At 54.2% G+C, this 19,373-nt stretch carries 17 protein-coding genes; 10 read left to right on the top strand and 7 right to left on the bottom strand.

Annotation, left to right across the window (positions count from 1 at the left end; all coding sequences use genetic code 11):
* Positions 1-59: 59 nt before the first annotated feature.
* On the bottom strand, positions 60-3,161 hold the full coding sequence (locus ACOCF6_RS07060) for an efflux RND transporter permease subunit (protein WP_482459682.1): 3,102 nt from the start codon (positions 3,159-3,161) through the stop codon (positions 60-62).
* 13 nt (positions 3,162-3,174) lie between these two features.
* Positions 3,175-4,287 carry an efflux RND transporter periplasmic adaptor subunit gene (locus ACOCF6_RS07055; protein WP_482459681.1) on the bottom strand — a complete coding sequence of 371 codons (1,113 nt, stop codon included), beginning with the start codon at positions 4,285-4,287 and terminating at the stop codon, positions 3,175-3,177.
* Positions 4,288-4,596: 309 nt separating this feature from the next.
* On the opposite strand from ACOCF6_RS07055, the gene ACOCF6_RS07050 reads away from it, so the two are divergent.
* From ACOCF6_RS07050 to ACOCF6_RS07005, 10 genes are all read left to right on the top strand, one after another.
* Positions 4,597-6,192 carry an outer membrane protein assembly factor BamB family protein gene (locus ACOCF6_RS07050; protein ID WP_482459680.1) on the top strand — a complete coding sequence of 532 codons (1,596 nt, stop codon included), beginning with the start codon at positions 4,597-4,599 and terminating at the stop codon, positions 6,190-6,192.
* A gap of 175 nt (positions 6,193-6,367) precedes the next feature.
* Positions 6,368-6,493 (top strand): hypothetical protein, encoded by a 126-nt coding sequence (locus ACOCF6_RS07045; protein ID WP_482459679.1) that lies wholly within the window; start codon positions 6,368-6,370, stop codon positions 6,491-6,493.
* A gap of 9 nt (positions 6,494-6,502) precedes the next feature.
* Positions 6,503-8,191, top strand: coding sequence for a hypothetical protein (locus ACOCF6_RS07040; protein WP_482459678.1), 1,689 nt, complete (start codon positions 6,503-6,505; stop codon positions 8,189-8,191).
* A gap of 141 nt (positions 8,192-8,332) precedes the next feature.
* On the top strand, positions 8,333-8,743 hold the full coding sequence (locus tag ACOCF6_RS07035) for an endonuclease domain-containing protein (RefSeq protein ID WP_482459677.1): 411 nt from the start codon (positions 8,333-8,335) through the stop codon (positions 8,741-8,743).
* A gap of 109 nt (positions 8,744-8,852) precedes the next feature.
* A complete protein-coding gene (locus tag ACOCF6_RS07030) occupies positions 8,853-9,047 on the top strand; it encodes a hypothetical protein (protein WP_482459676.1) in 195 nt (64 codons plus the stop codon).
* An 869-nt stretch (positions 9,048-9,916) separates the two neighbouring features.
* Positions 9,917-10,489: an HAD family hydrolase gene (locus ACOCF6_RS07025; RefSeq protein ID WP_482459675.1), complete on the top strand. Its 573-nt coding sequence runs from the start codon at positions 9,917-9,919 to the stop codon at positions 10,487-10,489.
* Positions 10,490-11,022: 533 nt separating this feature from the next.
* A complete protein-coding gene (locus tag ACOCF6_RS07020; RefSeq protein ID WP_482459674.1) occupies positions 11,023-12,522 on the top strand; it encodes a metallophosphoesterase in 1,500 nt (499 codons plus the stop codon).
* Positions 12,519-13,403 carry a metallophosphoesterase gene (locus tag ACOCF6_RS07015; protein WP_482459673.1) on the top strand — a complete coding sequence of 295 codons (885 nt, stop codon included), beginning with the start codon at positions 12,519-12,521 and terminating at the stop codon, positions 13,401-13,403. Before ACOCF6_RS07020 ends, ACOCF6_RS07015 begins: the two co-directional genes overlap by 4 nt.
* 43 nt (positions 13,404-13,446) lie before the next feature.
* Positions 13,447-13,602 carry a hypothetical protein gene (locus ACOCF6_RS07010; protein ID WP_482459672.1) on the top strand — a complete coding sequence of 52 codons (156 nt, stop codon included), beginning with the start codon at positions 13,447-13,449 and terminating at the stop codon, positions 13,600-13,602.
* A 130-nt stretch (positions 13,603-13,732) separates the two neighbouring features.
* The gene (locus tag ACOCF6_RS07005; protein WP_482459671.1) at positions 13,733-14,071 is read left to right on the top strand and encodes a helix-turn-helix transcriptional regulator; all 339 of its coding nucleotides are present in this window, start codon (positions 13,733-13,735) and stop codon (positions 14,069-14,071) included.
* 79 nt (positions 14,072-14,150) lie between these two features.
* Here the strand turns inward: ACOCF6_RS07005 and ACOCF6_RS07000 are convergent, their stop codons facing one another.
* The 5 genes from ACOCF6_RS07000 to ACOCF6_RS06980 form a co-directional block, all read right to left on the bottom strand.
* Positions 14,151-16,535 (bottom strand): ATP-dependent DNA helicase, encoded by a 2,385-nt coding sequence (locus ACOCF6_RS07000; RefSeq protein ID WP_482459670.1) that lies wholly within the window; start codon positions 16,533-16,535, stop codon positions 14,151-14,153.
* On the bottom strand, positions 16,532-17,767 hold the full coding sequence (dinB, locus tag ACOCF6_RS06995; protein ID WP_482459669.1) for a DNA polymerase IV: 1,236 nt from the start codon (positions 17,765-17,767) through the stop codon (positions 16,532-16,534). Before dinB ends, ACOCF6_RS07000 begins: the two co-directional genes overlap by 4 nt.
* Complete coding sequence (locus tag ACOCF6_RS06990) at positions 17,764-18,015, bottom strand: hypothetical protein (RefSeq protein WP_482459668.1); 252 nt, start codon at positions 18,013-18,015, stop codon at positions 17,764-17,766. The genes dinB and ACOCF6_RS06990 overlap by 4 nt, the downstream gene beginning before the upstream one ends.
* Before the next feature lie 3 nt (positions 18,016-18,018).
* Positions 18,019-18,627, bottom strand: a complete 609-nt coding sequence (gene lexA, locus ACOCF6_RS06985) for a transcriptional repressor LexA (RefSeq protein ID WP_482459667.1) — start codon at positions 18,625-18,627, stop codon at positions 18,019-18,021.
* A gap of 82 nt (positions 18,628-18,709) precedes the next feature.
* Positions 18,710-19,372 (bottom strand): SOS response-associated peptidase, encoded by a 663-nt coding sequence (locus ACOCF6_RS06980; RefSeq protein ID WP_482459666.1) that lies wholly within the window; start codon positions 19,370-19,372, stop codon positions 18,710-18,712.
* Position 19,373 lies beyond the last annotated feature (1 nt).

The following is a 19,373-nucleotide window of genomic DNA, read 5'->3' as shown; positions in this document are numbered from 1 at the left end:
AGGGGAGGGGGGACTGATAAGACAAATGCAAAAACCTGAGTGGACAACACTGGATGCGACTAAACTTCTGCTGCGTCTACCTCCGCCTCCCGCTCCCGGTCCCGGCTGTGGTCGCGGGCGATCAGCATGTAGATGGAAGGGACGACGAACAGGGTGAAGAGGGTGCCGACGAACATGCCGCCCACCAGCACCAGGCCGATGGAGTTACGGGCAGCCGCCCCGGCGCCGGTGACCAGGGTCAGGGGGAAATGGCCGGCAATGGTGGCGGCACTGGTCATCAGGATCGGCCGCAGCCGGATCATGGCCGCCTGGCGCACTGCCTCCAGCTTGGGATGTCCCTGCAGCTGGAGCTGGTTGGCGAACTCGACGACCAGGATACCGTTCTTGGCGATCAGGCCGACCAGGGTCACCAGGCCGACTTGGGAATAGATGTTCATGGTGGTGGTCCAGCCGCGGGTCCAGAAGGCGACGTTCGGATCCGGCATCTTCAGGAAGGTGAAGATCAGCGAGCCGAAAATGGCCAGCGGCACCGAACCGGCCAGGATGACGAACGGGTCGCGGAAGCTGTTGAACTGGGCCGCCAGCACCAGGAAGATCAGGATAATGGCCAATGCAAAGGCGGGCAGGAACTTGTTTCCCTCGGTACGGAGCTGGCGTGACTCGCCGGTGTAGTCGAGCACATAGCCCCTGGGCAGGATCTTGCCGGCCTCGTCTTCCAGAAAACGCAGGGCCTCGTCCAGCGGCCGGATGGCAACACCGCTGATCTTGACGGCGTTGAGCTGCTGGAAACGGTTGAGTGAGCGGGGTACGACCGACTCCTTCAGGGTGGCCACGGTGGAGAGCGGAATCAGTTTGTTGTTGGGACCGGTGACATAGACATCCTTCAGCTGCTCCGGGTTGAGGCGGCCGACCCGCTGGATCTGCGGTATGACCTTGTAGCTGCGGCCGGAGATGTCGAAGCGGTTGACGAAATTGCCTCCGATCATTCCGCCCAGGTCCGAGCCGATCTGCTCCAGGCTCAGCCCGAGCGAGGCGACCTTGTCGCGATCGATGACGAATTCGGTCTGGGGCTGGTCGATCTTGGTATCAATGATCGGTGGAAAGGCGAACATGCCGCTGCCCATGGCCTTGAGTTGTAATTGCTGGGCAAACTCCAGGATCTGGGAGGTCTCGGCCGTAGAGGCCAGGATGAACTCCACCGGGAACTGGCCGCCGCCCGGCAGTGCAGGAGGTGTCACCGGAAAGACCTGGACCCCGGGGATGGCCTGCAGTTTACGCTGCACCTCGGGCATGATCTGGAAGATGTTGCGTTTGCGCTCATCCCAGGGCTTGGCGACCAGGCCGCTGAATCCGGAGCTGGGAAAGGTGATCTGGAAGGTGAAGTCGGTCTCGGGAACGCTCATGAAGACCTGGTTGACGGCAGCGGCGAAACGGCTGTTCTGGTCGAGGGTCGAGTTGGCGGCCGCGTCCAGGATGCCGAAGATGACCCCCTGGTCCTCGGTCGGAGCCAGTTCCCTGGCGGACATGCTGAACATGGGGATCGTCAGCCCGGTGATTACGAACCAGACCGTGTAGACTGCCGGCCGGGCGCTCAGGGTGACATCCAGCAGGCGGCCGTAGAATTGCCTCAAACGCGTGAAGTCGCGGGAGATGCGGCCGGCCAGGCCGTGTTCCTCCATGCCGGGCTTGAGCAGTTTGGCTGACATGAGCGGCGACAGGGTCAGGGCGACGATCCCGGAAATGGTGACCGCACCGGCCAGGGTAAAGGCGAATTCGCGGAACAGGGAGCCGGTCAGGCCCCCCTGCAGGCCGATGGGGAGGTAGACCGCCGCCAGGGTGATTGTCATGGCGACGATCGGGCCCAGCAGTTCGCGGGCGCCCATCAGGGCCGCTTCCAGGGGTGTCTTGCCCTCGCCCATGTGGCGTTCCACGTTTTCCACCACCACGATAGCGTCATCCACCACCAGACCGACCGAGAGCACAATCGCCAGCAGGGTCAGCAGGTTGACGGTAAAGCCGGAGGCCTGCATCAGGAATACGGCGCCGATCAGGGATACCGGAATCGCCACCACCGGGATCAACACCGAACGGAAGGAGCCCAGGAAGAGGAAGATGACCACGATCACGATCAGCAGGGTGTCACCCAGGGTTTTGAGCACCTCATGAATTGCGTTGGTGATGTATTTGGTGCCGTCGTAGGCCACGCGGGCCTGCAGGCCGGTGGGCAGGTCGCGCTGGATGGCTTTCATCTCGGCCTGCACCCGCTTGATGACGTCCAGGGAGTTGGCGTTGGGCAGCGGCCAGATCCCCATGAAGACCGCGGTCTGCCCGGAGAAGTGCACCTCGGCATCGTAGTCCTCTGCTCCCAGGGTCACGTCGGCAATGTCCCCCAGCCGCACGATGGCCCCGTTCTGATCGCGCAACGCCAGCTGCCGGAACTCTTCGGTCGTGTTCAGGTTGGTGTTGGCGGTCAGGTTGACCTGGATGAACGACCCCTTGCTGCGGCCGAGGGCCGCCAGGAAGTTGTTGGCCGCCAGGGCCTGACGCACCTGGGCCGGGGAGATGTTGAGGGCCGCCATCCGTTCCGGCTTGAGCCAGATGCGCATGGCAAAGGTGCGGGCGCCCAGGACATCGGCCCGCTGCACCCCTTCGATGGCCGACAGGCGCGGCTGGACGATCCGCACCAGGTACTCGGTGATCTCGTTCTGCTTGAGCAGATCGGAGGTGAAGCTCAGATAGGCCGAGGCGAACTGGCTGTCGGCCGTTTCGATATTGATGACCGGCACCTCGGCCTCGGGGGGCAGATCCCGCCGTACCTGATCGACCTTGGAACTGATCTCGGCCAGGGCCCGGGTGGCATCGTAGTTGATCTTGAGACGCACCTTGATGGTCGAGACCCCCAGGGTGCTCTGGGACTCCATGTACTCGATGCCGTCAGATGCTGCGATGGCGCGTTCCAGGGGCGTAGTGACGAAGCCGCGCACCAGGTCGGCGCTGGCGCCTACATACACGGTGGTGACGGTCACGGCCGAATTCTCGCTGCGCGGATACTGGCGCACGTTGAGGGTGCGGATGGCCTGCAGGCCGGCAATGACGATGATCAGGTTGATCACCAGGGCCAGCACCGGGCGGCGTATGAAGAGATCGGTGATGTGTTTCATAGATGGCCCACGATCAGTTGTTTTCCGGTGTCGGTGCCTGTTTGAAGGCGGGCGCCAGCTTGTTGTCGATCACGACCGACTGGCCGTTGCGCAGCTTGAATACGCCGGTGCTGACAACGATATCCCCTACCTTGAGACCTTCGGTAACCGCCACGAAATCGCCCCGTTTTGTGCCCAGGCGCACGAACTGCTGGCGCAGGACCTGGCCGGACTTGCCCGTTTCGACTACAAAGACTGAGTCCCGGTAGGGTGCGTAAAGGACAGCGGTGGCCGGAATCGCCAGCACCTTCTGCCGGAGCGGGAGGCCGACGGCAACAGTGACGAACATGCCCGGCCGCAGTTTTTCGCCGCGGTTGGAGAGTGTTGCTTCGACCTTGATGTTGCGGGTGTCGGCATCCACCTGGGGGCTGATGGCGTTGATCCTGCCCTGGACCGTCTCGCCCGGCAGGGCATCGCTTGTTACCCGCACGGTCTGGCCGATACGCACCTGGGCCAGCTGCTGCTGGGGCAGGCTGAAGTCGGCAAAGATCGGGTCCAGGGCTTGCAGGGTCACGATCGGATCTCCCTCACGCAGGTGCTGGCCCAGGTTGGCCTGGCGGATGCCGAGGCGGCCGCTGAAGGGGGCTCGGATGGTCTTTTTGGCGATGGTGGCGCGGATGTTGTCAACCTGGGCCTGGGACTGCTCCGTATTGGATACGGCGCTGTCATGGTCGGACTGGGAGATGATCCCGTCCGCAAAGAGCTTGTCGGCGCGTTTCTGGTTGGCGCGGTTGAGGTTGACCTGGGACAGGGCGCCGGGCAGTTGGGCCTCTTCCGAGGTGGTATCCTGGCGCAGCAGGATATCCCCCTTTTTGACAGCGCTACCGGCTTCAAAGGAGATCCGGGCCACCTTGCCCGCCAGTTCGGCGGACACGACCACCCCCTGTACGGCGTTGAGTGTACCGACCGCCGTCAGGGCGCTTTCCCAGGCATCGCTGGAAACAATTGCGGTGGTGACGGTTTCCGCCGGCGGGACAAATTTCTTGCCCTGATCGATCATCCTGCGGATCTGCAGGGCCTTGATGCCGGCCAGGGCGGCGATGATGAGTAGCAGGCCGAGAATGGCGATGATGATTCGTTTTTTCATAGCTGTAAGAACTCCGCTGGCTCATGGCCTACGCATGGTCTTTGACTGACTTCACAGGTGGCGGCTCGGATTTATGCTGCGGTTATAGCATACTGGTACAGCTAAGCAATACCATTTACTTAGTTGCAATTGTTAGGGTTTTGATAACATGTGTAAATATATTGGTAATCAGACTGATAAAATTTATTTTAATAATTTTACGTGCTATACACGTACAAATTAGTGCGAAATTGAGTTAAAGGATTATGCCGGCTGACAACACAAGAAACTTTGTCATAAACTCAGATTTACTACGTCAGGAGAGATGATATGGATAATACAGCAAACTTGAAAATAAGGTTTCTTTGGCTGCTTTTCAGTGCAGTCCTTGCGGGCTGTGGCGGAGGAGATAGTGCATCCTCAGGGTCAGCAGTTCAAGTCGCCCTGACGTCTCAGGACATAAACATTAACCTGGCTGCGGGCGACGAGGTCCAGTTCACCCTGGATGGCTCGTGGTCAGCGGTAACCGTGCCGCCAAGTGAGGTGTTCCTTCAAGTGCGCGATGTTAGCGGCAGACTTGTTACTCCGGCAAGCAAGAGCGGTACTTCGGGTGCTTCTTTTACTTTTAACCTGTTCACACCGCCCACTCTCACGACTGGTACCTACACCGGTGCCGTTGAAGTTCGTGCCTGCAAAGATTCAAACTGCCTGGAAACATATTCGGGAGCCAGCAAAACTGTCGGGTATACCTTGAATGTGGCGGGCGTTGCCGACTGGGAAACCCACCAGCGCGATTCAGCTCACCGGGGCTACGTCCCGATCTGGTTAATACCATCGCGCTTTGCCAAGGCATGGGAATGGAGCAGGGAGCCTGACACTGAGCCTATTGGCGGCATCAATGCGGTTGTTACCAGTAAAGGGAAGGTTTATGTCACCAAGGATGTTTATTTCGGTCAGGGTATTCTTCATGCGCTAAATGAAAGCAGCGGCAGTGAGGCCTGGAGGGTTTCATTCGGCCAGGTGCCGGCGCTCAATCCGCCTGCAGTGAGCAATGGTCGGGTATATGCAGCTGTGACCGGTCATCAGGATACGTACCTCTGGGCTTTTAACGCGGATACCGGCGCCTACCTGTACAAGTCGGCATTTGAAGGTCAATGGCCCCACGTTCTGGCGCCCACTGTGTACGGCAATCAGGTGTATAGCGGTGGAGGTTACTATGGAGGGGAAACGTATTCGTTCTCAACGGCAGATGGTTCCCGCATCTGGAACCATTCCGCGGGTGGAGTATGGGACATGTACACCCCGGCGGTGGATAACGTCTATGCCTACCACTATAACGGTAACGCTCTTTTTCTGATCGACCGGACGACAGGGATAACATCCGCCACTATCGCCGATCCTTTTGGCTCAAACATTGATTACGACTATCACGGCGCTCCAATGCTTGGCGGGCGCAACAACGTGTTCACTTTTGCTGGCGGTGCCCTCAGCGGTCGTGCGAGCAGCAATGTAGAACAGTACGCACAGCGCGTCTTTTCGAGTTTTAACATCATCACCAAATCATATGAATGGTCGACATCATACGCGTACCTCACAGCCCCAGCGGTCGCAAATGGTGTGATCTATGCGGCGCGTAACAGCCCCATGTCACTCGATGCCATCGATGAAGTAACGGGGCGGATCTTGTGGAGCTGGGTGCCGACCGGCACTGCAGACACCTCCTTCCATCGGAATATTGTGGTGACTCGCAATATTCTGTTTGTGAGCACAGACAAAGCTGTTTACGCCCTGGACCTGGCGACAAGGATGCCGGTATGGAGTTATCCAAAACCCGGCATGCTGGCTATATCTGCTGATCGGACGCTCTACATCGCCACCGGAGCACTGGAAAGCGATGGCAAATTGGTAGCAGTGAGGTTGAAGTAGAAAGGATTCATTGCAAAACACACCACAGGGATTAATAAGGGGACAAGCTACTTTATTGGGATGCAACATTAAAAACCAGCCTGTCCCCTTTTTCTCCCGCCAGACCGGACTTCGGGGAGCGGACCCTGGCGGATTTATGAAGGCGGGCAGGGTTGATGGAGAAAAGGGAGGTAACATGAATACCGTCAGAAAAATTATCGGAGTTATTCTCGTTATGCTGCTGCTGGCCGTTATGGCCGGGTGCAGCGGTTCGGACAACAGCGCTGACAAATCAGGCAGTCTGACAGGCAGCGGCAAGTAGGGAGAGATTATGAAAACATCGCTTATTTGCTACGTGAAAATTGTTTTCCTCGCGGCGCTGCTGCTGGTGGCTCCCGCTCGCAGCTGGTCCATGAACCTGCCACTCAGCAAAGAGCTGACGGTCAGATTATCTGCCCTGAGTGCGCAAGGTCAGTTGCAGGAGGTCGCCAGTGTCATTGCAAAAACCGATGCCCTCGGCAAAATTGCCTTCACCTTCCCAACGGTCCCTTCGGCAGCGGTTACCCCGTTCCTGCACCTTCAGATCATGGACGGGAGCGCGGTCCTGCGCCAGACCATCGTGCCGGCACCCCTGCCAGGAGGTACGGTTGATGTCGGGGTCAGCGAGACAACCGACCTGCAGGCCCGATCGATCCTCAAGGCCGCCGCTATTTCAGGAAAACTTACACCACTTCACCTGCTGGTCGCTCAGGCCCTTCTGCGTACGCCGGCCATAAGCACCGCCAATGCCGAATCCGCTGGCGCGGCGATCGCTGCCGGAGCGGATGCGATCGCTCAGGTGCTTGCATCGGACAGCCTGACCGAAAAGCAGATCTCCACGTTTATGAGTGCGCTCTCCCGGGCATTGACCGATGCTGCCGCCTTGTACCGCTCGTCGGTCGATGATTCCGTCGCCTTCGATCAAAATGTCGAGGCCTATCGCCGGGGTGAGGCCTTTGCCGTTTTGCTGCAGGGGCTGATAGCGGCCGGTACGGAAGCCGGTATCAACCTCGAAACCATCTCGACCGCCTTTGCCGCGGCCGCTGGAGCGGCAGAAACCACGCTTGAAGCCTCCCCGGGAATCGATCCGTTTACCAGGGCGGAAATGAGGCTGGGTTACATGAACGGCATTCTGAACCTCAGCAATTACCGGATGCTCCGTGAGCTAATCACAAGCCTCGGCTATGTCGGCATATCGTCGCCCAGATTTGCGAGGATTTATAATGTAATCGATCTCGTATGGAACACCACGAAAAGCCGTCAGATGGCTGGTGACAGCGGGTTGATTGCTGCTGCATCGCAAAATGACATTCAATTGCTACGGTTGCTGGAATTCAATGCGCTGGCAACGCAGGATGTGCTGCTGATGAAGATGGGCATGGAGTCTTTTAACGCCACTATAACCAGTCCCGAATACGGCGATTTGATGCTGGAAATAACCGGCCGCATGGCGGGCTTGGGCGGTGTTATGGCAGGCATGACGCCGGAACTGCTGCTGGAAATTCTTGGCAGACCGACATCTCCGCCACCTCTTTTGATTGCGCAGCAGACTGCTCTATCGGCTGCAAGTGTGCCGACGTTAAACCCCTATGAACTGGCGGCCTGGTCGTACATCTACCGTGAACCGGGTTTCCGCTACACCACGATCCCGGGACTTGCCAATCAGCTTGCCACACCCATCACCCTCTCCATCGCCCCAGCATTTGAACGCCTGGCGGAGCCGTATAGATCATTAGCACTGCTGATGTATGATCTGGCAATGGTTAGTAACTTACGCTGGCAGGATCAGCTGGCCGCCGATGAGTACAGCATTGCACACCCATTAGATCCGCCAGGGTGGTATCCACTCACGACGGTTCACCAGATTCTCGAAAATGACCGCCAACGCCTGGACCAGGTGCGGCAGCATATTACCGGGTCTTCACCGGAAACACGGAACGCCTTGATGTATCTGATAAGCAGCAGGGTGACGGAGTTTTGAAGAGGTTGGCGATCTTTCCCCGGCCTGCCCCTCACCCGGCGCTCGCGCCACTCTCTCCCAGAGGGCGAGGGTTTTCTTTTATCCCTTCTCCCCCTGGGAGAAGGTGGCCGAAGGCCGGATGAGGGAAAGGTTTTTGAGCATATGAAACAAAGCAAGACGTTACCACCCCATATCCTGCACAACGCCCGTGAATTGCGCGCCAGCATGACCGATGCGGAACAACTGTTGTGGCACCTGCTGAGAAATCGCAGTTTTTTAGGCTATAAGTTTCGTCGTCAGCATCCGGTCGGTCGCTACATACTCGATTTCTACTGTCACGAAAGACAGCTTTCGATTGAGTTGGATGGCGGTGGACACAGCGCAGAAGATCAGTCAGCATACGATGCTGAACGAACAAAGGAACTTGAAGGTGCTGGAATCAAGGTGCTGCGGTTCTGGAACAATCAGCTGCTGACGGAGACGGAGTCTGTATTGATGGCAATATTTGAGGCATTGACGGCTTTACCCTCACCCGGCGCTCCGCGCCACCCTCTCCCAGAGGGCGAGGGTTAGTTATTTTTCCTTCTCCCTCTGGGAGAAGGTGGCCAAAGGCCGGATGAGGGAAGTTTTAGCAAGGTAGCAAACATACATCGCAATTGAAATCCACCTCAGGAGGCACCCCATGAACGACCCCGTAGCCCTGTTCAGCTGGATCGCAAGTCACTATCAGTACGTTTTTGGCCTGGCAATTATCTGTGTTCTGCTCTGGAACTCGGTCGTGATCGTGGGCGGCAACGAGATCGCCCTGATCGAGCGCCGCTGGTTCGGCTCGAAATACGTGAAAGTTACCCATGAAATGGACAGATGGACTTGTTGAAAATCAGCAACATAACTAAAACCATCGTGTCCATTGATGTTAAATGAAAATGGACTATGAACATGATGTTTTGTCCATTTTTTCAGCCATGTTCTGGAAACTGTTCGTGATGCAGAATTTAACATAATGGAGGTTTCTGAAGTCGCATACAGAAAACGACGAGAGAAAAATGGATTTTGAGAGTTGCAGGGCCTTGTGTAATAAATAATATGAAGCGGGACGACTGGCGGGGTATCTGTAACCTTATTTGATATTGAATCGCCCCAAGGGGCGGGGAATATCACCTACAGAGATTAAATCAGTTCAAAAGTATCCACGGATTAGGACTTTGACTCCCATGCGGTAGCCCGCTTCGCCTCGAATTCTCTTAGTGCGATCGCCATACTCTCCCATTGTTTGTACCCGAAGGTATTTGCGTAGATCGTTTGAGACTGGCCGAGTTTAATGCCTGGCTTTGCCAGCTTCAGGATAAAGTGAAATTTTTTAGCATGGTTCAGAGCGCCCTTGAACGTCGACGTGAGAGGGAACGGCAGGAAAGCCGACGGAATCGCCTCATTTGCTTTCTGACGGACGCCATTGAACAGTTGAACCAGAGCTAGCTCGCTTAGTTCTATTTGATGGTCGGCTATCCTGCATGAATATCCCGGTTCTACCCTCTCTCTCCAGACGCCCGCGTGGCTCGATAAAGGTGATCCAGGATTATACCGAGTTGTTGCAATATACAAATCTACTGATCCTGCAGAGCAGACACATATCGCGGAATGTGCTGATGGGAAGTTGCACGCCATAGATATTCTGGCCATGGGAAAAGAGAACAAAAATTTGTCGGCAGTTGAGAAGGTGACTGTTTGGACATCAACAAATAAAAAATGAAACGCCACAAAATTGCATTATTTGACTTGGCCGATACCCTGGCTGATTACAATGACCAACTTCTCAAAGACCTCCAAAGTCTCACCTCCGAGTATGAGTTGCGCCCGGTTCATTACTCGGTTTATTCTGAGATTCCTTATTTGGTAGCCAGACGCCGTGTCATTACTTCTCAATTTGGTTGGTGGCTCCAACTCAAAAAGTTTCAACTCGGTTGGGATGTGCTTGAAGTAGCAAAAGAAATCGGCTACGAAATATTTGTTCTCACGAAAGGACCATCTTTGAAGTACTCAGTCTGCTCGGAAAAGATTGAGTGGTGCAATAAATATCTGAATGACACTATCTATGGGGTTACTATCACAAACAATAAGCGGTTTGTGTACGGTTCTTTGCTCGTCGATGATTGGCCGGATTACATTTTACAGTGGCTTGAACATTGTCCCCAAGGACTGGTTGTTATGCCGGCACACGATTACAATGCAGGTTTTTCTCATCCAAATGTTGTGCGATATAATGGGACGAATATAGGGAAAGTTAGGGCACGGATGCTGGCCAGATTCGAGGGAACGTAAGGGGAAACACAATGGCACTTAACTGTCTTCGTGAGGATGAGGTCCTGCTGCGTCTCTAAGAGATACCCGGCCATATATCGCGCCTTACGCGAACGCTATGAGTCTGCTGGCATTGGCCGCTTTGTAGCTGCATATTCAGTTGATGGGTGGCTTTGTACCCACGCCGGCATATCGACTGCCCTCACTGCCGCCTTACCTGTATGCCCTTGGGATTCTGGTGATACTGAGGCAATCGCGAAGTGGATTAACGCCGAGTTTTCACGGGATCTTGCTAATCAAAAAAACAGCAAAACCTCGCTATTCTTTGCTGGAGTGGTCAGGGGTGGGGACGATCCATTCGGAGGGATCTTTTGGTACGATCCGCGTTGGGAGCCGAGCTACCCACCGGACCAGCGAGTGAAGCAGATTTTCGGACATACCTCCGTTGAGGGCCCGATGCGAAAAGGCAACCATATCAACATTCATATTGAGGATGGCTGGTGGATCTATGATACGGAGATAGAGCAATTTGTACTACTGAGACCGTGACCAAAATGGCAATTATCGTAGGAGACATACACGGAGATATCGAGAAGGCACAAGCCTTTTTGGATTACAAACCGGAAGAACTGCATATTGCCTTGGGCGATTACGTGGATAGTTTTGTAGAACCTTATAAAAAACAGCTTGAATGCCTTGAAATGTTGATGAATTCAAAGGCCATACTTTTGCTTGGCAATCACGAAGTCCATTATTTATCAGATCCTCTGTTCAAGTTTCCTGGGTACCAAGCAGCTAATGCTCATAAGTTTCGGCGTGTCCTTGAGGCCAATCTTTGCCGCTTTCAGGTGGCCTATGCTATTGACGGTTGGCTGCTTACTCACGCCGGGTTGAACAGCTGCTTCACCGAACAAGTAAGCGACGTAACGGTGTTGGCCGATACACTCAATAGTGGTTGGGAATTATATTTGAAACAGCGGAAGATGGGCCACGAAGATCAGTATCTTTATCAGTCTATCTTTATTTTTAATCACTGTATTTTTGTCGAGGGCAATTTGTTGCCGGAAAATATTAAACAAATCTTCGGTCACATGGAGCATATACGACCAATTGTTGAACCTAATTATATTGCCCTGGATACGACCAACCACGGCAGCTCCTGCTGGATCTACGATACAACTCTGAACGAGCTGGTGCAGTTGCCTTTGGAACCGAAGGATGGAAATGTGAAATTGGAAGATGGTGGGGGCAGTAATATTCAAATAGCTTGGCTGACGGATTTACATCTAAATATGGTCGGGAGGGCCGAAGTAGACGCTCTTTGTGAGTCTATTAGATCATCTGGGGCTGATAGAGTCTTAATTACCGGCGACATTGCATCGTCCAAACAACTTTTACAATATTTGGAATACATAGCTGACGTTCTCCGGATGCCGATTTATTTCACGTTGGGAAATCACGACTACTACGGATCTGCCATCAAAGAGGTCAATGATGAGGTGGCCAAGTTGGTCGACGGGCATTTGTATCTGACTTGGCTATCAAATCAACACAAACCGGTAAGCCTAACTGACGATACATGTCTGATTGGACACGAAGGCCTCGCCGATGGCCGCCTGGGCGATCCGCTCGGATCAACTGTCCAGCTTAACGATTACTTCCACATCAAAGAACTGTCTAATCTGACAAAAGCACAACGTTTGGAAGTTCAGAATCATCTCGGCAACTTGGCTGCTGAACATTTGCAGGCCCAGATCACCAAGGCGGTTGGAAAGTACAAGCACATCATTGTGGGCCTCCACGTACCCCCGTTTGCAGCTGCAACATGGCATGAGGGCAAGAACACTGATGCTGATTTTTTGCCGCATTTCGGCTGTCAAGCAACCGGCGAAGTGTTAAAGGCTACTATGTTGGCACATCCTGATGTCAGTATGACTGTCTACTGCGGTCATACCCACAGCCCTGGTTATGCCCAAATCCTGCCGAATCTGAGAGTGATCTCGTCTGGAGCAGAATACCGGAAGCCCTGTATCGCGGAGATTATCGAGATATGATTCATGTAACCGGAGATCTTCATGGCGGCATGACGGCATATCACGTCTCTTCTCAGATGTTCAAGCCAGCCAAACGCGGCGACATAGTTCTCTGCTGTGGTGATTTTGGTGGGGTTTGGTGGCCCGACTATCACACCAATGAAAAGCATCGTCGAGATGAGGACTACTTTTTGGAGTCAAAACTACGCCAACGAGCGACCTGGCTTGCCGTTGATGGCAATCATGAAAACTTCGCCCGTCTGTTTAGTGGTGAATTTCCGCTGGTTGAAATCTATGGCGGGCTGGCATATCAGGTCCGGAAGAATATATTCTATCTCAAGCGAGGAGAGATCTTCACCATCGAGGGTGAAACCTTTTTGGCCTTTGGTGGCGCCAGAAGTCATGATAAAGAACCGGGCTGGTTAACGCCAGCTCTTGCTTGGTCCGGTTTTGGTGACAGGGAATGGAATAAAGGCCGCACCGAGGGCGTTGATTGGTGGCCAGAAGAAGTTCCGTCTGAAGACGACTTTGAGAACGCATGTCGGAATTTGGACAGGGTCGGGTGGCGAGTTGACCATGTCATTTCTCACACGTGCCCGCTCAGCCAGGCGGCACATTTTCATACTGGAACATTTAAAGGAAAATCGGATCCGACGGAGGTCATGCTGCAGAGGCTAATAGATAAAGGTCTCGACTTCGACTTCTGGCACTTCGGGCATTTTCATTTAAACGAGCAGTCGGACAAGTTCTATTGTCATTTTGACAAGGTACAGCAACTACCATTGGCCCGGAAATCTTTGGGGGATCTTCTCGATCTCGTTACGGATGAAAATATACACGCTGAAGTTCAAACCGGTGCCCCGGTCGGGAAAGAAATTTTATCCGAGTCAGATAATAGATGAGTTTAATGTCGTAATTGACATAAAACAGAGGCATGGAGAGGCTATGAAGAAGGAACTCACTAATAAACAGATGGCAGAATTAGAAAAGCTGGAAGCTATGCCAGAAGAGGATATAAACTTTGCAGACATTCCTGAGATAACAGACTTTAGAGGCTTTGAGGTCGGCAAATTTTTTCGGCCAGTTAAGATAGCAACTTAAAATCGGGGGTAGAAACTTTCCATATCCTCATCTTGGATGGATGAATGATAAATATTCATCGGCTTCTTCAGTATTGGCCCGCTGTGGGTTTAGTGGACCACTTTACAGTCATCTATTTTGGAGGTGGTGTATGCAAATTGCTCTTGATGCAGCAGATATCCAGGCAATAGCCGATAAAGTGATACACACTCTAATGCCAATACTGACCGAGATACGTGATACTTCCCGGCGAACCGCTTTACAGTTGCCGCAAGTTGCCCCGCCGATTGTAGCAAATCAATCAGTGAAGGCCGAAATAGTCCGCCGTAACGAAGTTGTTCGGATGACCGGACTGTCGAGTACCACTCTTTGGCGGTTGGAAGGAAGCGGTCAATTTCCTGCCAGAATTTTTCTAACTGAAAAACGGGTCGGTTGGCGCCGTACTGAAGTTGAGGCTTGGCTGAATTCTAAACGAACAGTGAAGGTGTAAGCTAATATTCTGAAGAGTAGCTCCGTGATTTCCCTTATTCGGTGGGTACTTACTCCCTCCAGCCTACATGGCCGGAATTTTATGTTGCCCAAAAAGCAGCAACATCACTCAAAATACTCTCCGATACGATCTCGGTCACTTCTGATGTAAACCAGTCCGCCGGCATCGATTGACTATAACCTGGCTCCAGAAACCTTCTGTCCATCAGAATGATGAGTCCTTTGTCCGTTTCCGAGCGGATGACCCTCCCTGCAGCCTGAACCGCCTTGGCCATGGCGGGTATCGTGTAGGCATAATCAAAACCGGTACCGTACTTTTGCTGGTAGTACTTCCTCATCTGCTCCCGTTCGAGATCGAAGGTAGGCAGCGGTGGACCAACCACGAAGGCTCCAATCACCGTTTCCCCCGCATAGTCCATTCCCTCCGAAAAGGAACCTCCCTGCACTGCAAAGACAATCGTTGGCACGCTTTGGGAGCGAAGGCTCTCGACAATCGCTTCAACACCGGCGGCTTTCATGCCCCGCTCCTGTCGTAACACGATAAAACCTTTCGGAGGCTGAAAGAGTGCGGCTACCCGCTCAAGAAATTCAAAACTCGGCAGGAAGACGAAATAATTCCCTTTTCGCAACGCTGTGATCCGCTGAACGGCATCGGCAATCTTATGGTAGTTGCGTTCACGGTGGCTGTAGCGGGTGGAAATCTGGGGGATGATCAGAAGCTTGCGCCGGTCGCACGGAAAGGGACTTTCAAATTCTGCCGTCCTGACGTTCACGCTATCCAGACCGGAAAGGCGCACGTAATAGTCGAAGGGCTTCAGTGTGGCCGAGAAGCCGACTACCTTATCGTACTCCTTATAGCACTCCTTCAGCATTGCCGAGGCATCGCAGCAGGTTATTTTCACGGTGCCGCCGGTTGCATGGGGGTAAAAGGTCGTGAAGAACTCCTGCCTGTCAGGATCACCGACGAACTCCAGGGTCTCAGTGAATTCCGCCCAGTAATAGCAGAGGCGCAGAATCACATCCTGGTTGGGTATCTCCACTCCTGAGTCGAGATAGCGCGACAGGAAGGCGCTGAGCCGTGCATGCTGGTCACGGAATAGCGCCATCGGCGGCTCGATCCGCTGCGGCTGTGCGTTATCTCCCTTCCGGCAGGCTAAAACCGCCTGCAGACAACCGTCCAGAAGCTCCTCCGCCTCATAGCGAAACCGGGCATGCGCATTCCGGATCTCGTCACGCATGTTTTCCAGAATGACGGATGAGAGCGCCGGTGAATAGTAGTCCATGGCCCTGGCTGGAAGATTATGGGCCTCATCGATCACCAGGTTGGGCTTGCCGGTCTGATCAACGCCGAGATCCGTCATGCGGCCTAACGCCGAGCGAGGGGCAAAGACATAGTTGTAATCACAGATCACCAGGTCCACCGCACGGGCGGAGTCCAGCTGCAGCTCAAACGGGCAGACCTGGTACTGTTCACCCAGGTCGCGAAACGTGCGGGCCTTCAACTTCCTTTTCTTTGCCAGCAGATCGAGAATCCCATGTTCATACACCTTCCCGTAATAGTTGCGGGCGTACTCACAATAGTCGGGGTTGCACAGCGGTTCGTTTTTGAAGCAGATCTTGCCCTTAGCAGTAATCGAGAGGGATTTGAGTTTTGCACTAGTCTCCTGAAAGCGAGTGACGGCGTCCTCGGCAACGGAGTGCTGGCTGTTCTTCGGCGTGACGTACACGACTCTCTGCCCCCGGCGCAGGGCTTCCTTCAGTACGGGATAGAGTACTCCAACCGTTTTCCCGAGGCCGGTTGGGGCCTGAATGAGCATCGGATGCTTTTCTGCCATGAACTCTTCGATTGTCTGCATGAGTTCGATCTGGCCGGGACGCGGTGTTGCAAATGGAAAGGTGAAATTGGCGGCAACTTTGCGGCGCCTGGCGGCACGTTTTTCGGCCAGCCCGGCTTCAACCACCAGTTCGTCGAGGCGGAGGTCAAGCCACTCTTCATACCGGGGAAGATCAAGCACAAGACCCACGTCTTCATTGTCGCTGTTTCGGGAGGAGACCAGATGAAAGGAAAGCCCGGGGAGTATCTGGTGTTCACGCCAGTAGAAGTAGCCATAGGTCAGCAGCTGCAGACAGTAAGGATGGTCCATCGGGTTGCCAGCCAGACGATGTGACAATTCCCGGATGTTGAACGTACTCTTGATCTCCTCGATCTTTGGCGGATCGTGCCGAAAGATCCCGTCCATCCGGCCATCAATCTTAAATGAGTAGCCCCCTCTCTCAAACAGGCTGCTGACGATCACTTCCGATTGATAGGAGGGGTCTGTCTTTGACCGCTTCTTCTGAACCCGTGCGTGTATTTCCTGGCCGTCAGCTGCTGAGCGGCCGTAGCCTGAATGTGCCTCTATGCTTCCGGTCCGTGGGGCAGGCAATGCAAAATCACGGAGCGGTATGGTTATCAGCTTGTTCATTCCACATCCACATTTTTGATTCCATCCGGCCGCCAACTGGGTGGGATCACATGTGAACCTGCAGTCTCTTTTCCTGGTAACAGGGATCCGTATGTCACGGACATCCTGCCGAAACGGTCATTGATACTGTCCATAGCCTGGGTGGCAAAGAGCTTCTTGCGCTCATCCTCGAAGAGGGGCAGTTGTTCGGCCTGGTGTTTGAGGTTACTCAGGCTGATTCCAAGGAGTCTGACCGGCTGTTCCAGTTCGACCGTATCGAGAATGCTGAGAGCCGCGCGATGAATCTCGTCACTAAGATTAATGTAGTTCTTCAGGGTGGTCTGCTTGCCCCAGGAAGAGAAGAAGTCGGCATACCGTACATAGAGATGGATTGTCTTACCGCTGACGTTGTAGCGTCTCGCACGGCTTCCTACCATTTCGCTGAGCTGGAGCAGAAACCGCCGGATCTCCACCGGATCATCAATATCCCGTTCCAGAGTGCTGGAGTGCCCCACGCTCTTGACATCACCTTCTTCGGCGAACTGGACTACCGGCGAGTTATCTATGCCCTGTCCCATCTGCTTCAAGCGCCTGCCGATAATGCCGAACTTACGTGTCAGCCGTGCTTCGTCACAGCGACCTAATTCTCCGCAGGTATAGATCGACATCATGTTGATGTGCCGCTGCATCTTCTTGCCGATGCCACAGAGTTCATTGATCGGCATGCGCTCAAGGATGCGGGATACATTTTCCGGGGTGATTATCGTCAGGCCGTCCGGTTTCTGCATGTCGCTGGCCAGCTTGGCCAGGAGTTTGTTGGGGGCGATGCCGATTGAGCAAGTGATACCGAAGCTGTGTCTGATACGGGCCTTGATTTGATAGGCAATGTTAACTGCGCTGCCGAAGATGGAAAGGGAATGGGTGACGTCCAACCAGGATTCATCGATGCTGAAGGCCTCGACCTCAGGCGTGAAGTCGCGGAAGATTTCGTTGATCTTGGTGGAGGTGTGGGTGTACTTGCGATTATCGCCGACCACGATGATCAGCTCCGGGCAGGTCCGTTTCCCTTCCCAGATTGCCATGCCGGTTTTGACCCCTTTGGCCCTGGCTTCATAGGAGCTGGTGGTGATTACCGTCCGTCCGTGACCACCGACCACGGCGATCGGTTTGCCCCGCAGTTCCGGGTTGGCAGATTGCTCGACCGAGGCAAAGAAGGCGTTCATGTCGATATGGAGAATGGTTCTATGGTTCACGGCCGTTCCGATTTGAGTCCATCCAGTGTCCAGGTTTGGTCGCAGGTATTGTAGACAAGCTCATAGAGCGCCTCGCCATCCGATACGGCGTAATGCATACGAGGAACCTCGCCGACCCGGTCCTGCCAGAAATAGGTCGTTTCCTTGACCTCATGCTTGCGTCGGTTCAGTTCAAACCACTTGGGGGTGACCTTGCCACCGGGGGAGAATATAGCGGCTACCCGCAGGGGGATTCTGGTCGAAGGCATGACCTACTCCACGCTGCGGAACAGGCCCACCATCTTGCCGACGATAGTCACTTCTCCCTGACCAGGCAGGATGACAATCGGCTCGTAGTTCGGGTTGGCCGGCTGAAGCAAGATCCTGTCTCGCTCCCGGAAGAACTGTTTGAGGGTGGCGTCACCATCCACCATGACCGCCACAATTTCGCCATTGTTGGCCACCTGCTGAGGCCGAATCAGGACATTATCGCCGGGGAGAATGCCCTTGTTGATCATCGAGTCCCCCTCAACCTTGAGAAAGTAACAGCCATCTCCCTTGACCAAGCTGTTATCCACACTCAAGTAGCCGGTGATGTCTTCAATAGCGGGTTGCAGCATGCCGGCCCGTATGTTGCCGACAATCGGTAGCGAGACAACTGTCGATGGCGACTGGGTCAGAATAATACCGCGGGAGCTGCCCTCACGGCGGCGGAGGTAGCCCTTCTTCTCCAGGGCATTGACGTGGCCTATGGCAGTGACGGTTCCGGCGGTACCGATATGGGCGGAAATCTCCCGCAAGGTGGGAGGAGATCCGTTAGTCTCAAGGTACTTTTTGATGAACTCAAAAACCTGCTTCTGGCGGTTAGTAAGTAACTGCATGACATTATTACCTTCCAATTGATATGTATGTCAGATGATAGCTGTCGATACTGGATTGTGTCAAGAGGGAATAATTATCTGGTCAAACGTGCTCAATGCAGGCGGGAGAGTCGAAACGGGGATTGTTCACCAGATCAGGTACTTTGATTGCTTGCATCTCTTCCGCGGGGTATGGTTGGTAGAATGGTTGCAGTTGTTCCGGGTCGTGCATGTTGTGGCTCAGCCAGAGATTGAAGGTATCGGGAGACAGGATGACCGGCATGCGGTCGTGGATCGATTCGACAAGCTTGTTTGCAGATGTGGTCAGAATGGCGAAGGTCTCCAGCTCGCTGCCGGCCGGAGATTTCCACGACTCCCACACACCAGCCAGGCACATGGGAGATTGGTCCGCCAATTGAATGTAGTAGGGTTGTTTCTTGCCGCCGCTGTGATCCCATTCAAAAAAGCCGGACGTCGGGACGATGCAGCGGCGGTACTTGATGGCGTGGCGAAAGGTCGGTTTCTCAGCCACAGTCTCTGAACGGGCATTTATCAAATGACTGCCGAAGCTCAGGTCCTTGGACCAAGATGGCACCAGGCCCCACTTTAGCAGATCGAGTCGGTTGCGGTCACCTTGGTTGCGAACAACAGCAACCTGCTGGGTAGGAGCTACATTGTAACGCGGCGAAAGCTGAGGGGTCTCAATCAGGGCAAAGATCTTCTTGAGTTCATCTGCTGGTATGTTGGCGACGAATCTACCGCACATA

The sequence above is a fragment of the Geobacter psychrophilus genome (assembly GCF_056821595.1).
Note: the sequence above shows the minus strand (reverse complement) of the source record. Positions and strands in the feature narration are given on the sequence as shown.